Annotated in this window: 21 protein-coding genes; 6 read left to right on the top strand and 15 right to left on the bottom strand. The window is 61.0% G+C overall.

The features are described 5' to 3' along the window. Window positions 1–31 precede the first annotated feature (31 nt). Window positions 32–1,405: an ethanolamine permease gene (eat, locus tag A9404_RS04985; protein WP_066099177.1), complete on the bottom strand. Its 1,374-nt coding sequence runs from the start codon at window positions 1,403–1,405 to the stop codon at window positions 32–34. 585 nt (window positions 1,406–1,990) lie between these two features. On the opposite strand from eat, the gene A9404_RS04980 reads away from it, so the two are divergent. Next, window positions 1,991–2,701 (top strand): DUF4395 domain-containing protein, encoded by a 711-nt coding sequence (locus A9404_RS04980; RefSeq protein WP_066099176.1) that lies wholly within the window; start codon window positions 1,991–1,993, stop codon window positions 2,699–2,701. 194 nt (window positions 2,702–2,895) lie between these two features. Here A9404_RS04980 and A9404_RS04975 read toward each other — a convergent pair whose 3' ends face one another. Beyond that, on the bottom strand, window positions 2,896–3,786 hold the full coding sequence (locus A9404_RS04975) for a DMT family transporter (protein WP_066099175.1): 891 nt from the start codon (window positions 3,784–3,786) through the stop codon (window positions 2,896–2,898). Window positions 3,787–3,888: 102 nt separating this feature from the next. On the opposite strand from A9404_RS04975, the gene gcvA reads away from it, so the two are divergent. From gcvA to trmB, 4 genes are all read left to right on the top strand, one after another. Then, window positions 3,889–4,794 (top strand): transcriptional regulator GcvA, encoded by a 906-nt coding sequence (gcvA, locus tag A9404_RS04970; RefSeq protein ID WP_066099174.1) that lies wholly within the window; start codon window positions 3,889–3,891, stop codon window positions 4,792–4,794. Between the two features lie 230 nt (window positions 4,795–5,024). After that, window positions 5,025–7,088, top strand: a complete 2,064-nt coding sequence (prlC, locus tag A9404_RS04965; protein ID WP_066099173.1) for an oligopeptidase A — start codon at window positions 5,025–5,027, stop codon at window positions 7,086–7,088. A gap of 32 nt (window positions 7,089–7,120) precedes the next feature. After that, on the top strand, window positions 7,121–8,209 hold the full coding sequence (locus A9404_RS04960; RefSeq protein ID WP_066099172.1) for an AI-2E family transporter: 1,089 nt from the start codon (window positions 7,121–7,123) through the stop codon (window positions 8,207–8,209). A gap of 6 nt (window positions 8,210–8,215) precedes the next feature. Next, complete coding sequence (gene trmB / locus A9404_RS04955; RefSeq protein WP_066099171.1) at window positions 8,216–8,908, top strand: tRNA (guanine(46)-N(7))-methyltransferase TrmB; 693 nt, start codon at window positions 8,216–8,218, stop codon at window positions 8,906–8,908. Between the two features lie 52 nt (window positions 8,909–8,960). Here the strand turns inward: trmB and recQ are convergent, their stop codons facing one another. From recQ to minD, 10 genes are all read right to left on the bottom strand, one after another. After that, complete coding sequence (gene recQ / locus A9404_RS04950) at window positions 8,961–10,793, bottom strand: DNA helicase RecQ (RefSeq protein WP_066099170.1); 1,833 nt, start codon at window positions 10,791–10,793, stop codon at window positions 8,961–8,963. 150 nt (window positions 10,794–10,943) lie between these two features. Then, complete coding sequence (prmA, locus tag A9404_RS04945) at window positions 10,944–11,852, bottom strand: 50S ribosomal protein L11 methyltransferase (RefSeq protein ID WP_082923011.1); 909 nt, start codon at window positions 11,850–11,852, stop codon at window positions 10,944–10,946. A gap of 5 nt (window positions 11,853–11,857) precedes the next feature. Further along, on the bottom strand, window positions 11,858–13,201 hold the full coding sequence (accC, locus tag A9404_RS04940; RefSeq protein WP_066099169.1) for an acetyl-CoA carboxylase biotin carboxylase subunit: 1,344 nt from the start codon (window positions 13,199–13,201) through the stop codon (window positions 11,858–11,860). A gap of 14 nt (window positions 13,202–13,215) precedes the next feature. Further along, window positions 13,216–13,662, bottom strand: coding sequence for an acetyl-CoA carboxylase biotin carboxyl carrier protein (gene accB, locus A9404_RS04935; RefSeq protein ID WP_066099168.1), 447 nt, complete (start codon window positions 13,660–13,662; stop codon window positions 13,216–13,218). 66 nt (window positions 13,663–13,728) lie between these two features. After that, on the bottom strand, window positions 13,729–14,196 hold the full coding sequence (gene aroQ, locus A9404_RS04930; protein WP_066099167.1) for a type II 3-dehydroquinate dehydratase: 468 nt from the start codon (window positions 14,194–14,196) through the stop codon (window positions 13,729–13,731). A 175-nt stretch (window positions 14,197–14,371) separates the two neighbouring features. Next, the gene (locus A9404_RS04925) at window positions 14,372–14,863 is read right to left on the bottom strand and encodes an RNA-binding S4 domain-containing protein (RefSeq protein ID WP_082922746.1); all 492 of its coding nucleotides are present in this window, start codon (window positions 14,861–14,863) and stop codon (window positions 14,372–14,374) included. Further along, a complete protein-coding gene (locus tag A9404_RS04920) occupies window positions 14,832–15,305 on the bottom strand; it encodes a DUF6691 family protein (protein WP_066099166.1) in 474 nt (157 codons plus the stop codon). The genes A9404_RS04925 and A9404_RS04920 overlap by 32 nt, the downstream gene beginning before the upstream one ends. Window positions 15,306–15,307: 2 nt before the next feature. Continuing rightward, on the bottom strand, window positions 15,308–15,865 hold the full coding sequence (locus A9404_RS04915; protein ID WP_066099165.1) for a YeeE/YedE family protein: 558 nt from the start codon (window positions 15,863–15,865) through the stop codon (window positions 15,308–15,310). 143 nt (window positions 15,866–16,008) lie between these two features. Further along, window positions 16,009–16,284: a cell division topological specificity factor MinE gene (gene minE, locus A9404_RS04910; protein WP_066099164.1), complete on the bottom strand. Its 276-nt coding sequence runs from the start codon at window positions 16,282–16,284 to the stop codon at window positions 16,009–16,011. Between the two features lie 2 nt (window positions 16,285–16,286). Next, on the bottom strand, window positions 16,287–17,102 hold the full coding sequence (gene minD, locus A9404_RS04905) for a septum site-determining protein MinD (RefSeq protein WP_066099163.1): 816 nt from the start codon (window positions 17,100–17,102) through the stop codon (window positions 16,287–16,289). A gap of 381 nt (window positions 17,103–17,483) precedes the next feature. Here minD and A9404_RS04900 point away from each other — a divergent pair, with 381 nt between their 5' ends. Further along, window positions 17,484–18,842: a sensor domain-containing diguanylate cyclase gene (locus A9404_RS04900; RefSeq protein WP_066099162.1), complete on the top strand. Its 1,359-nt coding sequence runs from the start codon at window positions 17,484–17,486 to the stop codon at window positions 18,840–18,842. A gap of 162 nt (window positions 18,843–19,004) precedes the next feature. On the opposite strand, the gene A9404_RS04895 is transcribed toward A9404_RS04900, so the two are convergent. The 3 genes from A9404_RS04895 to A9404_RS04885 form a co-directional block, all read right to left on the bottom strand. Continuing rightward, window positions 19,005–22,715 (bottom strand): sensor domain-containing protein, encoded by a 3,711-nt coding sequence (locus A9404_RS04895; protein WP_066099161.1) that lies wholly within the window; start codon window positions 22,713–22,715, stop codon window positions 19,005–19,007. 167 nt (window positions 22,716–22,882) lie between these two features. Continuing rightward, the gene (locus A9404_RS04890; RefSeq protein ID WP_066099160.1) at window positions 22,883–23,548 is read right to left on the bottom strand and encodes a glycine-rich domain-containing protein; all 666 of its coding nucleotides are present in this window, start codon (window positions 23,546–23,548) and stop codon (window positions 22,883–22,885) included. A 288-nt stretch (window positions 23,549–23,836) separates the two neighbouring features. Then, the gene (locus A9404_RS04885) at window positions 23,837–24,562 is read right to left on the bottom strand and encodes a TorF family putative porin (RefSeq protein ID WP_066099159.1); all 726 of its coding nucleotides are present in this window, start codon (window positions 24,560–24,562) and stop codon (window positions 23,837–23,839) included.

Below are 24,562 nucleotides of genomic sequence, written 5' to 3'. Positions count from 1 at the left end.
CCTATCGGCCGCGCCCGATCCGGGCGATGCCTCATACGCTCGTCTCGCCGGAGAGCAGCGAGTCTGCCGGGGCATTGGCCCGCTGAGCATGTGTGAAGTGGAAGTAGATGAAGCCCATGGCCATGAACCCGAGGAAAATCAGACCGATGACCGGGTTGAACCAGGCCATGGCGATCAGGCAGATCACGGCGATCACGAGCGCCATGGCCGGTACGATCGGGAAGCCCGGGGCCATGAACGGACGCTCCAGCGCCGGCTCGGTCTTGCGCAGCTTGAACAGGCTCAGCATGCTCATGATGTACATCACGATGGCGCCGAACACGGCCATGGTGATCATGGCGGCGGTCAGGCTCATGCCCTGGATGTTGATGATGCCGTCACTGTAGATGGAGGCGATACCGATCAGGCCGCCGGCGATGATGGCGCGGTGCGGCGTCTGGAAGCGGGAGAGCTTGGACAGACCCGCAGGCAGGTAGCCGGCTCGGGAGAGGGCGAAGAACTGGCGGGAGTAGCCCAGAATGATGCCGTGGAAGCTGGCGATCAGGCCGAACAGACCGATCCACACGAGCATGTGCAACCAGCCGGAGTTGGCGCCCACGATCATCTTCATAGCCTGCGGCAGCGGGTCGTTGATGTTGGACAGCTTGGTCCAGTCGCCGGCGCCACCGGCAAAGATCATCACGCCCATGGCCAGGAACACCAGGGTGAGGATTCCGCTCACATAGGCTTTCGGAATGGTGCGCTTGGGATCCTTGGCTTCCTCGGCTGCCATGGCAGCACCCTCGATGGCCAGGAAGAACCAGATCGCAAAGGGAATCGCGGCGAAAATGCCGGAGACCGCCGGCATGCCGAAGGAGCCCGAACCCGCCCAGCCGTTCAGCACGAAATTGCTGAAGCTGAAGCCCGGTGCCACCACGCCCATGAACACCAGCAGTTCGAGTACGGCCAGCACCGTGACGAACAGTTCGAAGGTGGCCGCCAGGGTCACGCCGAGAATGTTCAGACCCATGAAGATGACGTACGCGCCGACGGCGACGAGATTCGTGCTCAGTTCCGGGAATTGGACGTTCAAGTAGGCGCCAATCGCCATGGCGATGGCGGGGGGCGCGAACACGAATTCAATCAGGGTAGCCATGCCGGCGATCAGGCCGCCTTTTTCACCGAAGGCGCGACGGCTGTAGGCGAAGGGGCCGCCCGCATGGGGGATGGCGGTGGTCAGCTCGGTAAAGCTGAAGATGAAGCTGACGTACATCACGGCGACCAGCAGCGTGGTGATCAGGAAGCCGAGCGTGCCGGCGACGCCCCAGCCGTAGCTCCATCCGAAATACTCGCCGGAGATGACGAGACCGACCGCGATACCCCAGAGATGCAGGGGGCCCAAAGAGGCTTTGAGTTGAGTGCTCATGATCTTGTTTTTCCTGACCGGTTGTTGTGAATCTGTCCAGATGGTCAGGCATGGACTGTGCCATTTCAGGTGCAGCATTGGGCAACTCAGGCCGATACGATACGGACGATGGCGTCAGAATTGGGTTTGTCTGCTAAATAGTGGGGAAATAAAAAAATGGGTTTGGGGATTATCGATTCGTTCCTCTAACCGGGCATCCCTGATTCCTGCACCGAATCCACGCAACCCGTTCATGCATCCGCACCCTGGCGGAGCGTATATTTCTTCCTTTTGGTCAGGATTTCATCTGGCTAAAGTCATGTAGATGGAGGAAAATTGGCCTTTGTGGTCAGTTTTGCCGTTTTCCGTGATGAACAAAAAAAGGGGCGAATCGGTGTCTGCTTGTCCATCGTTTTGTCTGGAAAGTTGGACCATTTGCTGTTGGTTTGAGTGTCCGGCCTTGCATTCAGACCGGCTTTGTCGTGTTTTGGCGCTATAGATCAGGCGGGTTATCCGCCCGCACGGAACCCTTCGGCCGCCTTGGCGTCTTCCTGTACGTACCGCCCGCGCGATTTTGCGTCAGGCACACGTCGACCGAGGTTCACCGTGCATAGATTCAAGACCACCTGGTTTCGGGACCCCACCGAACCCGATCTGTTCATCAACGAGAACGCCGTGCGCATCCGCGCCGGCCTCCTGCTGTTCATCCCGCTGTTCATGGTGCTGACGCTGTTCTATGTGTTCTATACCTCGCCGTGGATCGTGGATCCGGCCACGGTGAAGCAGACTTTCGATCTGTCGGCCGATTACCACATCATCTACTCGGGGCACATGGAGCGGCGCATCATCGAGTACACCCCACAGACCTGGGTGCTGATCTATGCCGTATTCGATCTGCTGGCCGGAATGACCGTCTGGACGTCGCGGTTTTCGCCGACGATCCAGCTCTCGGCATTTCTGGCACGGAACCGGCCGTCGGAGTGGAAGCCCCTGGGGCCGAAGCGTTTTGCCTGGGGGCTGGGCCTGTTTCTCGCCACGTTCTGCCTGGTGTTCTTCAACCCCAGCGTGTTCGCGCAAGGGATCAATACGGTGTTCGCCCACGACATCCTGCCAACCACGGTGAATTACATTCCCTACCAGATCCCCGTAGCGCTGGTCTGGGTGTGCCTCGCGATGATCTGGATGGAGGCGGTGATGGGCTTCTGCCTGGGCTGCAAGCTCCACTCCCTGCTGGTGCGGCTGCGCGTCCTCAAGGAGCCGTGCCATGCCTGCAACAACCTCGATTGGGACGCCATCGCCCGAAAGCGTGCGGGGTGAGTGGTGCCGTTCGTCGCGTTGTCCTGTAGGGCAGGCTCGGTCGCCTGTTGAAACGTCTTGTCGGGATTGTTGGGGGGCGCGCTTACCCGAACCTACGGAGTACCGAGAAGCGGCCCTGTTTCCCGAGCGAGGCGCCTTGTCGGTTGGGCTAAACGCAGTGCAGCCCAACACTCAGCGATTCATTGGGCGTGCAGTCAGGCCGCAACTCTGGTCCGCATGGGCATCATGGCGAAGGTGACGCCCGCCAGGACGATCAATCCGCCGGTGATCTGCGCCACGGTGGGTGCGATGCCCATGGCACCACTGACCAGCATCGCGAAGACCGGTACGAGATTCAGGAACAATGCGGCGCGACCGGCACCGAGATTGCGTACGCCCATCCCCCAGAACAGGTAGGCCAGTATGGTGCCGCCGAGCGTCATCACGATCAGGGCAAACCCGGCGTGGGCGCCCGGCAGGGTGAAGGTCTCCCCGCTCGCCAGCGCCATGACCGTGAGGATCAGGGCCCCCATCACCATCATCCAGGCCGTGTTGCCCATGGGTGCTTCCTTGGGCATGAAGCGCTTGGTGGCCACGTTGAACAGCGCCCAGTTGAGGTTGGCGAACAGCATCAGTACGTCCCCCCGGTTCAGATCCAGTTGTGCCAACCGACTCAGATCGCCTGCCGTGATCACGACGGATACGCCAAGCAAGGCAATGGGAATGGCGATGAGCTGACGCACCGAGGCACGTTCCCGCAGCAACAGCGCGGCCAGCAGGGTGGTGAGCAGAGGGTTGGTGGCCATGATCAAGGCACCGTTGTCCCCCGAGGTCTGCTGCATGGCGTGGAAGAAGAACCAATTGAAGCCGACGATACCGAGGACGCCGAGCAGCAGGTGGACCGGTGCGTGCTGGCGCAGCAGCTTGAGCAGTTGATCGCCCCGGTAGGCGGCGATCGCCAGCATGATGGCTGCCGCGAGGATGAAGCGCAGGGCCGCCGCCCACAGCGGCGGCAGGTCGGCCAGTACGGGGCCGGCGAGGGCGAAGTTCACGCCCCAGAAGAACACCGAGGTCGTGAGCAGAAGCAGGACGAGATTGACAGGCATGGTGCACCTATGGGCTTAGTTTTGCTAAATTGGTAGCCACTCTACCCAGTGCCTGAAACTGTTACAAACGATACTTCGTTGCGGATTGGTTAAGAATTTCTAATGTCCAGAAAGCTTCCGCCCCTCACCGCCCTGCGTGCCTTCGAGGCCGTCGCCCGCCATCGTTCCATGGCGCGGGCGGCCGAGGAGCTCCATGTGACGCCGGCGGCGGTGAGTCAGCAGATCCGTCAGCTGGAGGAGCTGTTCGGGCAGCCGCTGTTTCGACGGGGTCGGCAGATCACCCTGACCGAGTCGGCCGAGGCGGCATTGCCGCTCCTGTCCGATGCCTTCGACCGGTTGGAGCAGGCCGCCGCCCGCCTTGGCTCGGATCGGGAAAACGGGCCGTTGGTGGTGTCGAGCCCGCCCGCGTTTGCCGCCCGTTGGCTGATGGCGCGCCTGGAGGATTTTCAGAACCGTCATCCCGAGATCGAGTTGCGTCTGTCCGCCACCCGGCGCATGGTGGATTTCGATCTGGAGGATGTGGACTGTGCGGTCCGCTTCGGCGATGGGCAGTATCCGGGGCTTCAGGTGGATCTGCTGATCCCCGAAACATTCATACCCGTGGCGTCGCCGGCCGTGGCGGCGGACATCCGTTCCATCGGGGATATTGCCCGCAAGCCGCTGCTGAACGACGAATGGCATACCGCGCATCATCTTTTTCCGGATTGGCGGAGTTGGCTGACGGCCCAAGGCGTCGCGCTCGATACGCCTTTGCGCGTGAAGCACTTTGGCGAGAGCAACCTCACCATCCAGGCGGCGGTGGCGGGTCTGGGTGTGGCGCTCGCGTGGCGCAGTCTGGTCGAGGACGATCTGAAATCCGGTCGGCTCGTGCACCTGTTGAATCAGCATATCGAAACCCCTTCGGCTTATTATCTGGTGACGCCGGCCAATCGCCTGACGCTGCCCAAGGTCGCGGCCTTCCGTCGTTGGTTGCTCGAGACGGCGGCACCCCCCGAAATCCCGGCGTGACGGGAGGCGCCGAGGGGGCTGTCGAGTACACAGGGGGCAAATACGGTCTCGTATCGGGCAAATGATGCTAGGCTCAACGCATTTGCCAGGCTGTTTTCTGGCTTTTTGGCCCGCCCTTGCCGGGGATGAGCCGGATAATGCTTCGACCCGCGCGTGATCCACCAACCAAACAGATCGAGACCACTCAGAATCAACACCACACAGAATCGAGACCACACAGAATTCAGACCATGAACAATCCCTTGCTGAACACCACCGATCTTCCCGCCTTCGATCAAATCCAACCCGGGCATATCGAGCCGGCCATCGACAAAATTCTGGCCGAGAACCGCGCCGCCATTGCCGAACGTCTGTCACAGGGCGCGCCCTTCACCTGGGCCAATTTCGTCGAGCCCATGGATGCGATGGCCGATCGACTCGATCGCGCCTGGTCGCCCGTGAGCCAACTCAACGCGGTGGTGAACACGCCGGAACTGCGCACGGTGTACGAAGCCTGCCAGTCCAAGCTGTCGGACTACCACACCGAGCTGGGCCAGAACGCGGCGCTGTTCCGCGCGTACGAGGCCATTCGCCAGAGTGAGGAGTTTGCGACGCTCTCCGGCGAGCGGCAGAAGGTGATCGAGAACACCCTGCGCGACTTCCGGTTGTCCGGCGTCGACCTCCCGGAGGCGGACAAGGCGCGCTACAAGGCGCTCAAGAGCGAGCTCTCGAAACTGACGACCCAATTCGCCAACAACGTGCTCGACGCGACCAATGCCTGGTCGCTGACGATCACCGACGAAGCGCGGCTGGCCGGCGTGCCCGATTCGGCCATGGCCATGTTCCGTCAGGGCGCCGAACGGGCCGATGAGGCCGGCTGGCGCATCACGCTGGACTTCCCGAGCTTCATCGCCGTGATGACTTATGCCGAGGACCGTGACCTGCGCGAGACCGTCTACCACGCCTTTGTCACCCGTGCTTCCGAGGTGGGGCCGCATGCCGGGCAGTGGGACAACGGCCCGCTGATGGATCGCATCCTCGCCATCCGCCACGAATTGGCGCAGTTGCTGGGCTTTGCGAATTACGCGGAGCGATCCCTGGCCACCAAGATGGCCGACAGCCCGGCTCAGGTGCTGGACTTCCTGAACACCCTCGCCGATCAGGCGCTGCCGCGCGCGCGGGAGGAACTGGCCGAACTGACGGATTTTGCCCGCAAGCATGGCGGCCCCGTATTTGGCCATGCCGGGCAACTGAAGCCCTGGGATTTGTCGTTCTATGGCGAAAAGCTGCGCAAGGCGCATTTCGATATCAGTCAGGAGCAGCTCAAGCCCTATTTCCCGGCGGATCGCGTGGTGGCCGGGCTGTTCGAGGTGGTGAACCGGTTGTTCGGCATTCGCGTGACCGAGCATGCCGGGGTCAGCACCTGGCATCCGGACGTCCGGTTCTACGATATCCACGACCGGGACGGCGAACTGCGCGGCCAGTTCTACCTCGATCTCTATGCCCGTCAGCACAAGCGCGGCGGTGCCTGGATGGCCGATTGCGTGACGCGTCGTCGTCGTGCCGACGGCAGCCTGCAGACGCCGGTCGCCTTCCTGACCTGCAACTTCACACCGCCGGTGGGCGGCACGCCGCCTTTGTTGACGCACGACGAGGTCACCACCCTGTTCCACGAGTTCGGCCACGGTCTGCATCACATGCTGACCAAGGTCGAGACCATCGGCGTGTCCGGCATCAATGGCGTGGCCTGGGATGCCGTCGAGCTGCCGAGCCAGTTCCTGGAGAACTGGTGCTGGGAACGCGAAGCGCTGGATCTGTTCGCCCGGCACCATGAAACCGGGGCGCCGTTGCCCGAGCCATTGTTCGAGAACATGCAGGCGGCGCGGCAGTTCCAGTCGGGCATGCAGATCGTCCGTCAGCTGGAGTTCTCCCTGTTCGATCTGATCCTGCACCAGGACTACGATCCCGAGACCGGGGCACGCATCCAGGAAACCCTCGACCGCGTACGCCAGCGCGTAGCGGTGCTGCACCCGCCCGAGTACAACCGCTTCCAGCATGGTTTCTCGCACATCTTCGCGGGCGGCTATGCGGCCGGCTACTACAGCTACAAGTGGGCGGAAGTGCTGTCGGCCGACGCCTATGCGCGCTTCGAGGAGGAGGGGGTGTTCAACGAGCAGACGGGCACCGATTTCCTGGTGCATATCCTCGAACGCGGCGGCAGCGAGGAACCGATGGTGCTGTTCAAGGCATTCCGGGGCCGCGAGCCGAGCATCGAGCCATTGCTGCGCCAGCATGGCATTCGCGCAATGGGCTGAAGCCCAGGCCCTTCCAGATTGGACCCACGACAGTGAACAGCGAGCCCAGCAATCCGCAGCCGAATGTGCTGTATTGGCTTATCGGCACGGCAGCGGCCTTCATTGTGCTCGCCGGTTTGAGGACGGTTAGTCACATTGTCACGCCGTTCCTGCTGGCTGCATTCCTGGCTATTATCAGTGCGCCGCTGATGACTGCGATGCAGAAACGCGGGGTGCCGAGTGTCATTTCGATCCTGCTGTTGTTCGTCCTGGTCGGCGTGGCTTTCTTCCTCCTGTTCCTCGCCTTGCAGGGGGCGGCAGAAAGTCTTGCCGTCCAGGCGCCTCAGTATCAGGCCAAGCTCAGCGGCTGGTGGGAGAGTATCCAGACCATGCTGACGGCCCGGGGCGTGCCGACGGAACTGATTCCCCAGCACATCCCCCTGCCGGAGGCCAGTGCCGTTACCAACCTGGCCACGACCATTGCCGCCGGCCTGGGGCAGTTTACCGCCACGACCTTGCTGGTGCTGCTGGCATTCATGTTCCTGCTCCTTGAGGAACAGACCCTATCGGACAAGCTCACGGCGGCGTTTCCCAATCGTCGGCGTGCTCGGGTGCGCAGTCGACGATTTCTGCGCTCGGTCTACCGCTACCTGTTGATCAAGACCGGTGCCAGCACACTCACCGGCCTACTGGTGGGGATTGGACTGAGCCTGATGGGTATCGATTTCGCGATTCTGTGGGGCATCGTCGCCGGTCTGCTGAATTTCATCCCGACCATCGGTTCGTTCATCGCCGCCATTCCGGCGCTTCTGGTGGCCATCGTGAGCACGGATATTTTGCATATCCTGATGGTGATCGGACTGTACCTCGTGGTGAACGTCTCCATCGGGAGCATCATGGAGCCACGTCTGCTTGGGCGCTCGTTGGGTCTCTCGCCCGTCGTTGTCCTGATCTCGCTGCTGGTGTGGGGTTGGGTATTCGGCCCGGTTGGGATGCTGTTGGCCGTGCCGCTGACGATGATCGCCAAATTGGCGCTCGACTCGAATCCCAAGACGCGCTGGGCCGGCATTCTGCTCAGCGATCAGGTGCGGCAACCGGCGGTCCGGTTGCCGAATTCCGAGCCGCCCGCATCCTCCCCCTGATCGGCCATGGAACGCATGCATACTGCCGTGCCCGGCAATTCCCGTCAGGTCGTTTCCCGGCAGACCGGTCCGCACGAGGACCTGTTTGCCGAGGTGGCCAAGCATGCGCGTCATCGATGGGCGCGTCCCATCGCCGACTACAACCGGCAGGCCTTTGCCGCGGCCGAAGCTTGGCTGGCCGGTCGACCGCAGCCGCTGATTCTCGACTCGGGTTGCGGCACCGGGGACAGCACGCGGTTGCTGGCGGCGCGCCACCCGACGCATTCGGTGATCGGTATCGATCGTTCGGCCGATCGACTCTCTCGGCAGCGGGGGGGCAGCCCGGAAAACTGCCTGCTCCTGCGGGCCGATCTCGTGGATTTCTGGCGGCTGGCCCGCGCGGCCGGTTGGCGTCCCGAGCGGCATTACCTGCTGTACCCGAATCCCGAACCGAAGCCCAAACACCTCAAGCGGCGGTTTCACGCGCATCCCGTGTTTCCCGATCTGGTGGCGCTCGGCGGGCATTTCGAAAGCCGCAGCAACTGGCGCATCTATTTGGAAGAGCTGGCGCTGGCACTCGAATTCCATGGTCGGCCGGCCGAAATCGTCCCGGTTCCGGAATCCGAGCCGCCGCTGACCCTGTTCGAGCGCAAGTATCGGGCGAGCGGTCAGCCCCTCTGGTGTTTACGGACGACGGAAGGTGGTGGGGCTTCCGCCTGACGCAGACCGTCTGCCCTCGTCATGGCCGGCAGGTATTGCCCGGCGTTCGTGATCACCGATGTGCATCCAGCACGGCCAGGAAATGGGCCGCGTACTTGTCGCGCTTTGCCTGTCCGACGCCGCTGATCTGGCTGAACGCGTCCAGGGAATCCGGTCGCTGCCTGAAGAGCGCCAGCAGGGTGCTGTCGTGGAAAATCACGTAGGGCGGCACGCCTTGTTCGCGGGCGAGTTCAAGCCGCTTGGCCTTGAGCGCCAACCACAAGGGATCGTCGTTGACCTCGGCGAATTCCTCGCGCAGGCGGGATGCCCGCTCGGCGGTGCTGGTCTTGCGTTTGACCGGCTCGGGGTCGCGCCTCAGCCATACCGATTGTTCGCCCCGCAGTACCGGCTTCGCCAATTCGGTCAATTTCAGTCCGCCGAATGCCGCCATGTCGACGTTCAGCAGGCCGGATGCGGTAAGCTGGCGATACACGCTGCGCCATTGCGCCCGATCCAGGGCTTTGCCGATGCCGAAGGTACTCAGTTGGGTGTGGCCGAGTTGCGCGACCTTGGGGGTTTCCTTGCCCAGCAGCACGTCGATCAGATGGGCCACGCCGAAGCGTTGCCCCGTGCGATAGACGCAGGACAGCGCCATCTGCGCCGGCTGGGTCGCATCCCAGGTATCCACGGGCGTCAGACAGTTGTCGCACTGGCCGCAGTCGCCGGGATGCGCTTCGCCGAAATAACGCAGCACGGTCTGATGGCGGCACACGGTCGATTCGCAGTAGCCCAGCAGGGCATCGAGTTTCTGCAACTCCACGATCTTGCGTTCTTCCGGGGCATCGCCGGACAGCAGCATCCGGCGCATCGACACGACGTCGCCGAGACCGTAGGTCATCCAGGCATTCGCCGGTAGCCCGTCCCTGCCCGCACGGCCGATCTCCTGGTAATAACCTTCGAGACTCTTGGGCAGATCGAGGTGGGCGACAAAGCGCACGTTGGGCTTGTCGATTCCCATGCCGAACGCGACGGTGGCGACCATGACGATTCCTTCCTCGCGGAGAAAGCGTTGCTGGTTCTCATGACGCGTGGCGGCATCCAGACCGGCGTGATAAGGCAGGGCGTCCCAGCCTTGTGCCTTGAGCCAGGCCGCCGTCTCCTCGACCTTCTTGCGGGACAGGCAATACACGATGCCCGCGTCGTTCGGATGTTCCGCGTTGAGAAAATTCAGCAACTGTTCGCGCGCATTCGTTTTTTGCGTCACACGGAAATGGAGGTTGGGTCGATCGAAGCTGGAAACGAACTGCTGGGCCTGCTCGAGGCCCAGCTGCTCGACGATTTCGCGTCGCGTCGGCGCATCCGCCGTGGCCGTGAGCGCCATGCGCGGCACGTCGGGGAATCGCTCGTGCAGTACCTTCAGGGCCCGGTATTCGGGACGGAAGTCGTGGCCCCATTGCGAGACGCAATGCGCCTCGTCGATGGCGAACAGGCCGAGCCCCTGATCGGCCTGCAGGCGATCCAGGAAATTGAGGAAGCCGTCGGTCATCAGCCGCTCGGGCGCGACATAGAGGAGCTTCAGGTCGCCCTGCTGCAACTGGCGCATCACCGCACGTGCCGCTTCGGCGTCGAGGCTGGAGTTCAGGAAGGCGACGGCAACGCCCAGCTGTTGCAGCGCCGCCACCTGATCCTGCATCAGCGCGATCAGGGGCGAAATGACGATACCGACACCGCGTCGACACAGGGCGGGGATCTGATAGCACAGGGATTTGCCGGCGCCGGTCGGCATCAACACCAGCGCATCCCCGCCACCGGTGACATGGTCGACCACGCGCGCCTGATCGCCCCGAAAATCCGGATAGCCGAACACGTCCTGCAAGATTTGTTTGGGCGTCACGGTCGTCGACATGGGTCTTGGGCTCATCGGGAATTGAGATTGCTTCTGGCGCGGTCTGTGTGGGGCCTGGGCGGGTATTCAACCCCGGGCACGGGCCGGGCGGCTAGGCATTGCCACGGGATGATGGATCAATGCCCATCCGCCCGTACCGGGCGCATGAGGCTAGTGGGGCCGATGACCCTGAACGAGCGACCAGTCGCCGAGGCTGTCGATGGCATCGATGACGAGTCCCTGCGCCATCCACTGCGCCGCGACGGCTTCGGCCTGATGATTGAGAATGCCGGAGAGCGCAAACCGCCCACCCGGCTTGAGATGGGGAGCGAGTTCACCCGCCAGGTCGATCAGCGGCTGGGCCAGGATGTTGGCGATCAGGATGTCGAAGCGTGCCTCGACAGGCAATTCCTCCGGCTGGCCGAGGCTGAACCGGTCCGTCCCGATCCCGTTGAGCTGCGCATTGTCGGCACTGGCCTTGAGCGCCTGGGGGTCGATGTCCGTGCCCCAGGCCATCTCGGCACCCTTGACGAGCGCGCCGAGCGCCAGGATGCCCGAACCGCAGCCTACGTCCAGAATATTCAATCCCTGTAGTGCCTGCCGATCCAGCCAGCCCAGGCAGAGGGCCGTGGTCCCGTGCTGGCCAGTGCCGAAGGCCAGGCCCGGATCGATGCGCACGACCGCCTTGGCGTCAGCCGGCGGCGTTTCCCAATGGGGGACCACCCAGAGTCCGTCGCCGTAGCAGGCGGCGGCGAAATCCGCCTGGGTCTGGCGTACCCAGTCCGTGTCCTCGATCACCTGATAGTCGAAGTCGCCCAGCAGCGCCGGACGCAGATGCTGGTGCAGGATGGCCATGATCTCGGCGGGGCTGACGCCTTCCTCGAACAGTCCCGCCACCCGGACCTTCTGCCAGAGCGGCGTTTCGCCGGGGCCGGGTTCGAGAATCGGTTCGTCGCCGAGTTCTTCCAGCGAGACGGAGACGGCGCCGGCCGCCAGCAAAGCATCTTCGGTGGACTCGACGTCCGCTTGCGGCACGTCGAGACTCAGGCGCTGCCATTGACGTGGCGCGGGGTCGTCCATCGTCATCAGTTCAGGCCCAGCCGCTTGTGCAGGAAGTGGATATCCACGCCGCCGTCGATGAAGGCCTGATCGTTCATCAGGTCGATATGCAGCGGGATATTGGTCTTGATGCCATCGATGGCCATTTCGTCCAGCGCACCGGCCATGCGGCGGATCGCCTGCTCGCGATTGTCGGCATGGGTGATGACCTTGCCGATCATCGAGTCGTAGTACGGCGGTACGCTGTAGCCGTTATAGATGTGCGTGTCGATGCGTACGCCCGGGCCGCCGGGGAAATGCAGGTTGGTGATCTTGCCGGGGCTGGGGGCGAAGGTCGCGGGATCTTCGGCATTGATGCGGCATTCGATGGCATGGCCGTTCAGGTGGACCTGATCCTGGGTGATACCCAGGGGTTCGCCGGCGGCGATCAGCAGTTGCTGTTTCACGAGATCGATCCCGGTAATCATCTCGGTGATCGTGTGTTCGACCTGCAGGCGGGTATTCATCTCGATGAAGTAGAAGTGCCCGTTTTCGTACAGGAATTCGAAGGTGCCGGCGCCGCGATAGCCCATGCGCTTGCAGGCTTCGACGCAGACCGCGCCGATTTCGGCCCGCTGTTCCGGGGTGATGCCGGGTGCCGGGGCCTCCTCGATGATCTTCTGGTGGCGGCGCTGCATCGAGCAGTCCCGCTCGCCCAGATAGATCGCGTTGCCATGGGCATCGGCCAGCACCTGGATTTCGATGTGGCGGGGGTGTTCCAGGAATTTCTCCATGTACACCTGGGGGTTGTTGAAGGCGGCCGCCGCCTCGCTGCGCGTCATCTCGATGGCGTGGAGCAGGGCCGCTTCGGTGTGCACGACGCGCATGCCGCGCCCGCCGCCGCCGCCCGCCGCCTTGATGATGACGGGATAACCGACTTCGCGCGCCAGGCGCAGGTTTTCGTCGGGATCATCGCCCAAGGCGCCGTCGGAACCGGGGACGCAGGGCACGTTGGCCGCGCGCATGGTTTCCTTGGCGGTGACCTTGTCACCCATCATGCGGATGTTTTCCGCGGTCGGGCCGATGAAGATGAAGCCGGATTGTTCAACGCGCTCGGCGAAATCCGCGTTTTCGGAGAGAAAGCCGTAGCCCGGGTGGATGGCGACGGCGTCGGTGACTTCGGCGGCCGAAATGATGGCCGGCACGTTCAGGTAGCTTTCGGTCGAGCGCGCACCGCCGATGCAGACGGATTCGTCGGCCAGACGGACATGCTTGAGGTCGCGGTCTGCCGTGGAGTGGACCGCGACCGTCTGGATGCCAAGCTCCCGGCAGGCGCGCAGGACGCGGAGCGCAATCTCGCCCCGGTTGGCGATCAATACTTTATTCAACATGCCAGGCCCCGTCGTTATTCGATGATGAACAGCGGTTGATCGAATTCGACCGGCTGGCCGTTCTCAACCAGGATCGCCGTGATGGTGCCGCTGGTTTCCGCTTCGATCTGGTTGAACATCTTCATGGCCTCGATCACGCAGAGGGTATCGCCGGTCTTGACGACGCTGCCGACGTCCACGAAGGGCTTGGCGGTTGGCGAAGGGGCCCGATAGAAGGTGCCGACCATGGGGGAGGGGATGGTCTTGCCATTGGCGGCGGGCGCCGGTGATTCGCTCGGTGCACTGGGCGCACTGGGGGCGGCCGCAGGCTGCGCATAGTTCATCACGGGCTGGACAACGCCCTGGGCGACCGATGAGCCGCGGGCAATGCGGACCGATTCCTCGCCTTCGCGAATCTCGATTTCGGCAATACCGGATTCCTCAAGTAGTTCGATCAGTTTCTTGATCTTGCGAATATCCATGGATGGACTGCTCCGTTGGGTGTCGGCCTGGGCGTACAGGGGTCTCGTCGATTCCGGACCGTGTGCTCAGGCGTGTGGTAGGGTGGGCAACCGTTGGATGCCGAGGTGTTGAAACAGGGCGAACAGGCCCAGCTCGTAGCCGAGCGCGCCAACGCCGACGATCGAACCGATGGCGATGTCCGAGAAATAGGAATGCTGGCGGAACGGTTCGCGGGCGTGAATGTTGCTGATGTGCACTTCCACGAACGGGATCGCGCTGGCGAGCATGGCGTCCCGCAGGGCGATGCTGGTGTGCGTCCAGGCGGCGGGGTTGATCACGATCCCTGCGACACCGGCGTCGGCGGCGGCATGGATGCGTTCGATCATCTCGTGTTCTGCATTGGTCTGCAGGTGCTCCAGCGTGGCCGAGACGCTCTGACAGTGCTGGGTAAGGCGGGACAGGATGTCATCCAGCGTCGTACGGCCATAGCGTTCGGGTTCACGCGTTCCCAGACGGTTCAGGTTTGGGCCGTTCAACAGCAAAATGGTTGCCATGCGTCGCTATTCCTTGTCGCGGGTGTCATGCACAAATGAAAATTTGGGTGCAGGCATTGTGCCGTGACCGCCGCGGAATGTCCATGCGGGCTTGTGTGTTTTGCCTGGGTTTTCTGTCGACAGAATCGCGACATTTGGCGACATGATGTCGACAGATGGCCGAAATTAACTGCGGTCAGCCGGGCTTGCCCCGTAGGGCCCGCACCAGGGCGCGGGTATGGGGATCGGGCTTGTGGCGGGTCGGATTGAGGGCGCGTTCCTGCTGGCGCGCTTCGGCGGCGATGCGTCGGGCGTCCGCGCTGTCCGGGGTCTCCGCATAGAGCGTCTGCGCCACGCTGGCCGGGCCGCGCTGCCGTGCCAGGTCCAGAATCTCGATGGTCCAGTGCTCGCCGCCCCGTTCGACCTGCAGGCGATCGCCGGGCCGGACGACCTTGGCCGGCTTGCGGCATTCCTGGTCGTTGATCCGGATCTTGCCCTGGGCGATGGCGGTCACGGCAAGCGAGCGACTCTTGAAGAATCGGGCTACCCACAGCCAGCTGTCCACACGCTGTTCCCCCAGCGGGGTCGATTCCGTCTTGGACATGGCTGGCTTGATCAGTACTCGGTCGTTCTGGGCATATCGGGCGATCGGCGGCTTAGCGGGTTGCCGAGGCGTGGTTTCCTGCATGGGCACGCTTTTGTTGTGCGCGATGATCCATCCAGCCGACCAGCCAGGTGCCGAGCGTAATGCCGATCAGAATGATGCCGGCAAACCACTTGCCCTCGCCGAGCATGGCCGGTGCGGTGCCCGGGCAGACGCCGGTCAACCCCCAACCGGCCCCGAAGAGCAATGCGCCGGGAATCAGGGTTCGGATGAATTGCTTGTGCGGGAAACTGATGGGTTTTCCGCTGGCCAGGCTGCGCCACTGACCATACTTGGCCAGGAGGTTCAGTACGGCCCCGACGCCCACCGCGGCGACGATGACCCAGAGGAGGTGGAAGTTCTGGAACAGCAGGAGTGCGGAAATCAGCGCGGGTTCGGTGGCGCCGGCTCGACTCAGGAGGAACCCGAAGACGAGGCCGATCAACAGAAACAGGATGTTACGGAATAACAGACTTTCGTTGTTCATGCTCAACCTCCGATCATGCCGGTTTTCAGAAGGAGATGGGTCAGTTGTGCCGTGCCGACCGCGGCGGCGAAGAACAGGGCCGATGCCACGATGCTGGCCGGTGTGCCCATGGCGACGCCGTTGATGGTGTGGCCCGAGGTGCAGCCGCCGGCCAGGCGGGCGCCCAGTCCGATCAATACGCCGCCGAATAGCCACCACAGGACGCGTCCGGCTGTCGATTCGGGCATCAGCGACTGATAGAGATTGCCGAAGTTCGTGGGTTCCGCCCAATGGCCGCTGCTGAGTGCGGCGATCAGGCCGCCCAGAAATATGCCGACCAGGAACCAGAGTTTCCAGTCGGTTGCGGGTCCGTGGGCGGGGCCCTGGAAGAGCGGCAATTGACTGCCCATGCGGGCACAGGCATTGCCGAAGGCGGCGGAGCAGCCCAAGGGCTGGTCGGTGATCCAGCGTTGGGCGAAGGCCAGCAGGCCGATGGCGCCGCCGGCTACCCAGGCCGGCCAGAGCGGGGCCGTGAATAGATCCGTCAGCTGTGACCAGACGGATAGAATGGGATGTGTCATGGTGTCTTCTCGCATGAGGAAACAAGGATGACACTAACATTAGCGCGTCAATTGCCGTTGCGCGCGCTAAACATTTTCATTGGCCTATTGATGTCGTCTATGCATTTTATTTGGTATCAAATAAAATAATGAACGGCGAGTAGTCAGGGTTGGTCGTCGGTCTTGGTCTCCGGCAGGACAATGTTCAGTTCGAGAATGTCCATGCCCTCGTTGTGACCGATCTGAACCTGGACGGCGTCTTCCTCGACGGAGACATACTTGCGGATGACGTCTAGCAGGTCGTTCTTGAGGCGGGGCAGATAATCCGGATCGCGTGCCTGCCCCTGGCTGCGTTCGTGCGCAATGAGGATCTGCAGTCGTTCCTTGGCCAGATGGGCGGTGGGTTTCGGACGGGCGCGAAAAAGGTCAAGCAATCCCATGATCACCCCTTGCCAAACAGGCGGCTGAGGAAGGAGCGTTTCTCCGCTTCGATGAAGCGCATCGGACGCTCCTCGCCCAGGAGACGCGCCACGGCATCCTGATAGGCCTGACCGGCATCGGCGGTCTGGTCCAGGATGACGGGACGGCCCGCGTTGGATGCCTGCAGGACGGCCGGTGACTCGGGAATGACGCCCAGCAGCGGCACGGCCAGAATTTCCAGCATGTCCTCGATCGACAGCATTTCCCCGGCTTCGACGCGATTCGGTGCGTAGCGGGTGATCAGCAGGTGCTCGCGGATGGGCGATTCGCCGCTTTTCGCCCGCTGCGATTTGCTGGCGAGGATGCCGAGCATGCGGTCGGAGTCCCGCACGGAGGAAACCTCCGGGTTGGAGACCACGATGGCCTCGTCGGCGTAGTACATGGCCAGTTGCGCACCCCGCTCGATGCCGGCGGGCGAGTCGCAGATGATGTAGTCGAATCCGTCGGCCTTGAGGTCGTCGAATACCTGCTTGACGCCCTCGTCGGTCAGTGCATCCTTGTCCTTCGTCTGGGAGGCAGGAAGGATGTACAGGTTGTCGATTTCCTTGTGCTTGATCATGGCCTGATTCAGGCCCGCTTCCTTCTGGATGACATTGATCAGGTCATAGACGACGCGGCGCTCCACACCCATGATCAGATCCAGATTCCGCAAGCCGACGTCGAAATCGATGACGACGGTCTTTTTACCTGCCATTGCCAGACCGCTGGAAATGGCCGCGCTGGTGGTGGTTTTACCCACGCCACCCTTGCCTGAAGTTACAACGAGAATTTTTGCCACAAATCAACTCCTGTTTTGAGGCGCCATGGAATAATTTCTGTAAAGATTTTGCCACAAACATGGGTTGGAACCTACGCATAGATTCTGGTTTTTGTCGATTCTCCTGCGTTATTGTCATTATCAGCGTTGCTAAGGAAACCAGGTTCGGTCGGCCGCTCATCACATAACCTACAAAATTTAGATGCGCCATGGTTTTCTAGACTCGTGGGTGGCATCGGCTCATTATGTTCGCTTTGCTATCGATGGCGTTGGGTCGGAATAACCGGTCTTTGGCGAACGGTTTTGGTGCTTTTCCGGAGCGAAACTGTGTTTGTTTGGGCATGCCCATACGTTGAAAGATGAGATGGCCGTAAGGATTGAGATTGCGCTGGGGAGGCGAGGATGCTGAAAACCAAGAATGTTTTTAGAGCGTTGGCCTGGGGCATGGTCACGATGGGTGTGATCATGGGGGCCGTGTTTCCATTGTTTGTGATGTTGTTCGGCGTAGCGGAGGCGACGGCGTTCTCAACGCTATTCATGATGGCAACGTTGGTGGCCGGATTTGCCGTGGGCATCCTGAACTATTTTTTGGCCAGCAAGATTGTTCGCCCCAGGTTGAGGCGGCTGTCTGAAGGCATGAAGGAGGTAAGCGAGGTCATGGACCAGGCTGCGTTTACGGGCGATTGGTCTGGATGCGACCCAGCGGTTTGCCTTTTGACAGAACAGGATGAGGGTGAGTTGGGGGCCGTAGCCGGTAGTTACAATGCTTTGCTTTATGCATTGCACGATGCACACCAGATTGAGAGTCAGATTAGGCATTTTACTCAGACCTTGTCGAGTAGCTTGGAATTGAACGAACTGGGTGATCAAGCGTTGACGCTTCTTCAAGAAATCGCCACGGCCCAAGGCGGGGCAATTGTGATGGATCGACAGGGCGAATGGAAATTGCTTGTTTCCCATGGTTTGGCCCAACCGGATCGCGTAGCGGATAGCGAATTATTCCAGGTGCGTCAGGGAGAGGCTATTGTGCGCCGTATCGTTTTGCCGCCAGGCGTCACCGTTGACGCGGTTCTGACCCATTTTGTACCCGCGGATGTGATTTTGGCGCCCATAATGCATCATGGTTTGGTCTTGGGATGGGTGGTCCTGGCTTCATCGACCACATTTCCAGATCGGGTTCCCCGGTTGTTACCCATGTTGATGCAGGGTTTGGGGCTCGCCTTAAACAATGCATTGATGCATGACGATCTGCAGCGGGTTGCCGCTTTGGATCCCTTGACCAATGTATACAACCGTCGATTCGGAATGAAGCGCCTCGATGAGGAATTGTCGCGCGCCGCTCGGAATAAAACGCCTCTGGCATTGATGATGCTCGATCTGGATCATTTTAAACGAATCAACGATACGTTTGGACATCTCAGCGGGGACAAGGTTTTGGTGCGAATGACCAATGTAACGCGGGAGATGTTGCGAGAGGGGGATATTTTGCTGCGCTACGGTGGAGAGGAGTTTGTTGTCGTTTTGCCCGGAGCCAGCCTCCAGGATGCGCGGGAGGTTGCAGAGCGGATTCGTTTCGCGATCAGTCATAGCCCGGTTGATGTGGGGGATCATGCCTTGACTGTAACAGCCAGTATTGGCGTTTCAGCCATTTCGGGAAGTCGGACTGTCTCATCGGAAGAATTGATTACGATGGCCGACAAGCGTCTCTATGCCGCAAAGGCCGCCGGGCGTAATCGCGTGATTTATGAAGGAATTGCGTGACGGGCGTCTGGTCGTCGCCTCCGGGCACATTACATTGGTTAGAAGCAAGTCGAACTGCATGGCATATCCCTGAAGCCGGGGGCAGAGTTCGCTAGAGCGTGATCTATGGGTTCAAGCGAAGACTCGTTGTTTTTGGGGCATACAATTTTCGGACGCTTGCTTTCAGCCAATAGGACTCGCATTTGACAGGCGCCAGGTATTCTCCTTGTTGACCCAGGCCAAGAGTGCGTCGAGCGGCATCGGTCGGGCGATGAAGTACCCCTGGCCCTCGTCGCACTCGAGACGGGCGAGATGATCCAATTGTTCCGACGTCTCGATGCCCTCGGCGATGACCGGAATCCTCAGACTGTGCCCCATCGCGACGATGGCCTCGACCAATGCCGCGTCTTCGGGGTCGCTGGTGATGTCGTGAACGAAGGATTGATCGATCTTGATCTGGCTGATCGGAAAGCGTTTCAGATAGCTCAGGCTGGAATAGCCCGTGCCGAAATCGTCGATGGAAATCCGTACGCCGAGGTTACGGAGCGCATTCAGGGTGTGCTCCACCCCGTTGCGATCGTTCATCAGCACGCCTTCGGTGATTTCCAGTTCCAGGTGTCTGGCGGAAAGCCCGGCGTGTTTGAGCGCTTCCTGGATCTGCAGGATGAGATTGTCGTTGACGAATTGCCTGGGCGATATGTTGACGGCCATCGTCAGCGGAACGCCCAACTTGCGATGCAGCAGGGCCGCATCACGACAGGCGGCTTCCAGGGCCCATTGTCCGATGGGTACGATCAGGCCGGTTTCTTCGGCCAGAGGAATGAAGTTGGCGGGTGAAATGAACTGATTGTCGGTTTTGCGCAGACGGAGCAGCGCTTCCACGCCGATGATGGTCTGCGTCTCGAATGCCACCTTAGGCTGGTAGAAAAGCTCGAACTCGCCTTGGTCCAGGGCCCGATGCAGATCTCGTTCCAGATTGAGGCGTTCGCTGGCGCCGAGGTCCATATCCCGTGAGAAGAGCTTGTGCCCGTTACGGCCATGGGCTTTTACCCAGTACATCGCGACGTCGGCGCAACGCAGCAGTTCGTTGATGTCCCTGGCATCGTTTGGGCATCGACTGATGCCAATGCTCGAGGTGATGTGGATCTCCTGCAGCCCAACGTCGACGGGCGCGATCAGCGCTTTTTTGATGCGATCGGCAACCTGTTCAGCGCCGGTTTCGTCTGTATCGTTCAACAGTAGGACGAACTCGTCCCCGCCCATTCGTGCGAGGGTGTCGGTTTGCCGCAGGCACGACTGGACCCGGGATACGAATTCCTTGAGTACCTTGTCGCCGATATGATGGCCCATGGAGTCGTTGATATGCTTGAAGCGATCGATGTCCATCATCGCGAGGGCCAGTGGCGTGTTTTTTCGGCGCTGCTGCTCGATGGCCATCGCCACGCGATCCTCCAGCAGGACGCGGTTCGGCAGACCGGTCAGGGCATCGTGCAGGGCGATGTGGCGGATGTATTCGTCCGCGCGCTTCTGTTCGGAGATGTCGTAGGCGATGCCGAGAAAACCGTGGATTTCGTGTTTGGGCCCGCGCAGGGCCGTGACCGATAGCTGTACCGGGAATCGGGAGCCATCCTTGCGGACGTAGGTCCACTCTCGCTCCTCGACGGCCTGGATCTTCGGCTTGGCGACGAAGACTTCGAAGCCGGGCTCGATCGGATGACCCAATTCCTGGCTGAGACTCTCCGCCCGTTCCTTGACTTCTTCCGGATCATGAAACACGCCGGGCGTGCATTTGCCGATCATTTCCTCGGCACGATACCAGAGCATCCGTTCGGCGGCTTTGTTGAAGGAAAGAATCGTGCCGTGCACGTCCGTGGAGATGATGGAGTAGGCGGCACTTTCGACGATGGCTGTGCGCAGACGGTTGGCATAATCCAGCTCCTCGAACAGGCGCTTTTCCTCGGTGATGTTTCGGAAGGTGGCCGCGACGCCCGAAGGCATGGCGACGACCTGCCGCTGATACCAATGGGCCTGGCCCTGGTCATCGGTCCAGGTGCACTCGTTGATGAGCGGCTTGCCCGTTCTCAGAACGGTCCGGTAGCTTTCGAGGAGCCCCTTCTGCTCCGGAAAAAGTTCGATACAGGAGTGTCCGGTCAGGTTCCGTTCCGAGAGGCGGGTGTTGGTTGCCGCATTCTTGTTGGTAAACGAGGCGCGGAAGTCGGTCACTTCACCCGATTCATCCCGAATGGCGTCGTAGATGATGAAGATGTCCGGGCTGCTGTCCATGGCCGCTTCAAAGCGTGACCGGGCCTCGCTTTCGGCGGCATGGCTCCGGGCCAGGTCTGCCAACAGCGGGCGGGCCCGCAATTGGATGAGGCCCAGGCCGATCAGGGCGAGAATCACGATGAGCGGCAGGAGCAACAGCAACTCTCGTTTGACCGGGTCATAGACCTCAGAGAGATCCATCTTGAGCACGAGACCCAGCCCGGAGTGGTCGACGGGGCCGTAGGCGGCAAGGACGTGGCGGCCGCGATAGTCCGTACGAATGGCCACTTCGTGTTTGCCGGCCAGCGCGTAGTTCATGGGAATCGGGGTGCCGTTGATATGGTCCGGAACGATGTAGATATCCGATTGTTCCCGCTGGGGGTAGCAAATCAGTTGGTGTGCGTTCAGGCGGCCGCACATCGGCAGCGTGCCGGTATCTCCCCAGTGATTGGCATCGTCGATCAGCTTGCCGACGCGCGGCATGACTTGCTCGATGATGAGATAACCGACCCGCGTGCTGCGGTTCTCGTCGGCGACGGGAATCCGCATCCGTAAATAATAATTCCGGTCCCAGAGCAGGTAACCGTCCGGTGTGCTTTTGAGCGGAAATGCCCGAACCGATTCCGGCAACAGTTTGCCGACGATGATCTTGGTCTGATCGCCGGCCTGCAAGGCCACGCCGGTGAACCCGTGCAAGATCAGGCGATCCGTGATCTGAGACTGTACCGTGACCGGAATCCGGTGACGGATGTTCTGGAGGAGGCTCTGCACCGAGGTCATCAGGGTCGGGTCGGTGCTGGCCAGCAGGGCGCGTTCCACATGATTCTGGATAAGGCTGGACAGATGTGATTGTTTTGTCTGGAGCGTCTGGGCCATGTCCGTCTTGGACTGGTTAAGCGCCGTTTCCTCGAGAAAGACGATTCCGAGCGTACCGGTTGCCAGGGCCGTGAGGGTGATCACCACGACCGTGGCGCGATAGATCTGGCCGGCCTGTGCCTCGACGTTCGTGATCGACACCTTCGGCTGCGTGCGTTGACGGGCAATATCCCAAACCCCCAGACCCAGCAGCAAGAGTCCGATGGCCGTGGGCATGCTCAGCCAGACCAGACCAAACGTGAAGAATTCGGATTCGAAGAGCTGTTGGAGATTGATGGTGTAGGCAAAGACGAAAACCAGACCTCCGCCGATCAGTAACCCTGACAAAATTTGCGCCGCCAGTACTGCGTGTTTTGATCTGGCCCGGCGGGCCAGGAGGTAACCGGCGAGGAAAATCAGGAAGCCCCAGACAGTCGGGGCGGACATCTGCCCCTGATTCTCGTACAGCCAGGTCCAGAGGGGCGTTTGGGTTGCGTCCGTTTCCATTCCGCCAAGCAGGGCGAGACCGCGGATGCCAATCAGTAGGAATACGACGCTGGCCAATAGATTTTCGAGCCAGCGACTCCGGTTGTCGTAGGTCGTGGACGATCGCCGTATCCCGATCAGCAAACCACTGAGCATGAAGCTCAGCGCCGTGGCGGGTACCATGGGTTTCCAGCCTGGCTGGATATGGATCAGCGGAGCATAACCGGTCAACCAGCCCAGTATCGCAATCGCGCCCAGTAGGAATGCCGCGATTCCGGAATATGTGCGCAATAACTCTCTGTTTGACGTTTCTGCCATCATTGGCCTCATGGTGGTATGCCTTTCGTAGATTTTGGCAGATGTAGCCACAAAGCGCGAAGGGTCCGGAGTGTCGGCATGACCCTGATTTTTCTGCGGGTTATGGCCGTCGTCATGACGGAAACGCGAGTTCGGAACGCTCAATCGCCCCCGCCACCACAGCCACCACCGCCACACCCACTGCCCCCGTCACTCCCGCCCATGCCGGAATCCCCACCGCCCGCGCAACCCGAAGTACAACCGATGTGGCCGGCGCAATAGCCGGTTCCGTACAGGGGGGATGTCGGATCCATGCAATCGAGGCGATAGCGGAAGCCATCCTCGATCTGCAGCAGATCGTCGATGGCGAACAGCAGCGGCAGATACGCGGCTGCCGTGGGTTTCATGCCTTCCTTCGCACAGGCGAGGCGCCAGGCGCGCTTGATGCCTTCCTGTGCCACGGTCGGGGATTTCATCGCCTCGGCAGGGGTGTGATGCAGGAATCGCCCCAGGGCGCGCTGACAGAAATTCTTGTAGGCCCGCGTGAACAGGATGAACTCGTGCCAGGCGACGTCCACGACCTGGGAGGGCATGGCCACCATCTGTTTCGGAGCCCTCTGGCAGAGCAGGAAATAATCGCGCAGGCCGTCGAAAACGAGATCCAGCTGGTGTTCGGAGAGGTGGGGGTATCGATGCTTGACCTTGCCACGCAGCGATGGCGGAAAGGCATAGTTCTCGATGAACCGGCGCTGTCCGGTTTTCCAGCCGTGACGAACGAGCAGCGTCAGTACCAGCAGAATGATGAAAACGACAATCAATGCAGTCATGCAAACTCCCTGTTCACCCGTGCTACGCCATCGCCCTATTCAGCGCATCCATTATGAGTGTCCAGTGTACGGGAAAGATCGGGGGGAGGGGCGTGACGCCACTGCCTGGGTGTGCGTGAATTGATCGAACGCGCTTGCCGCTCTGATTGAAAAGATGACGGATTGTGGCGGGCGATCGACAGACAGACAGAAAGAAAGCCGCGCAGGGCGGCTTTCTTGTGGTATCGATGTGAGAAGGACAAACCGTCTTGTTGCAATCTGCCAAAGGCCAAGAGGAATGGTTTGGTGTTATTTCACATCGAAGCTGTAGCTGATGTTGAACCACACGGCATTTTTCTGATGGACGCCATTGCGGTCCTGGCCGCCGATGATGTAGTGCGCACCCATGACCGCACCGGTGTTGCCGATCGGATGGGACAGGCCGATATCGGCGTAGCGGAAGGCACTGGATTTGGGGGTAGAGGCGATGTACTTGCCACTATTCTTGTAGGTGTAGTAGCCCAGCATGGTGTCGAAGGTGAAGCCCTTCGGCAGGGCGTGGTTGAAGTCGAGCGTCCAGTACGTATCGCCCTTGTTGCCCCAGGCCACATCCTTCACGAGCGTCTTGGCGCCGAAGGTCAGCGGGCCGTAACCCAATGATCCATAAACCTCGGTTCCGTCCGAGTGGGAAATGTTGATGTAGGCATAGTGAACGACGCCGATGCCGTAATTGAAATCGCCGATACTGTTGTTGTACCCACCATAGAAGTCGTTTTCGAAGCCCTTCGACTTGCCCGGATCCGAGTAACCGAGCGAGGAACCCCAGTAACCGAGGGAAAAGCCGCTGTCGAATCCGTAATCGAAACCGCCTTGCAGCGCGGCATTCTCGTTTTCCGGCGAGTTGGTGATGCCGCGCAGAATGTACTTCGACGCGACGCCGATGTTGCCGGTAAACGAGTCCGCCTGTGCCAGGGTGCTCATCAGGGGCGCCGCAACGGCCGACGCAACAAGCAGGGAAAGGATTTTCTTTTTCAT

It is taken from the genome of Halothiobacillus diazotrophicus (assembly GCF_001663815.1).
GTDB lineage: Bacteria > Pseudomonadota > Gammaproteobacteria > Halothiobacillales > Halothiobacillaceae > Halothiobacillus > Halothiobacillus diazotrophicus.
Note: the sequence above shows the minus strand (reverse complement) of the source record. Positions and strands in the feature narration are given on the sequence as shown.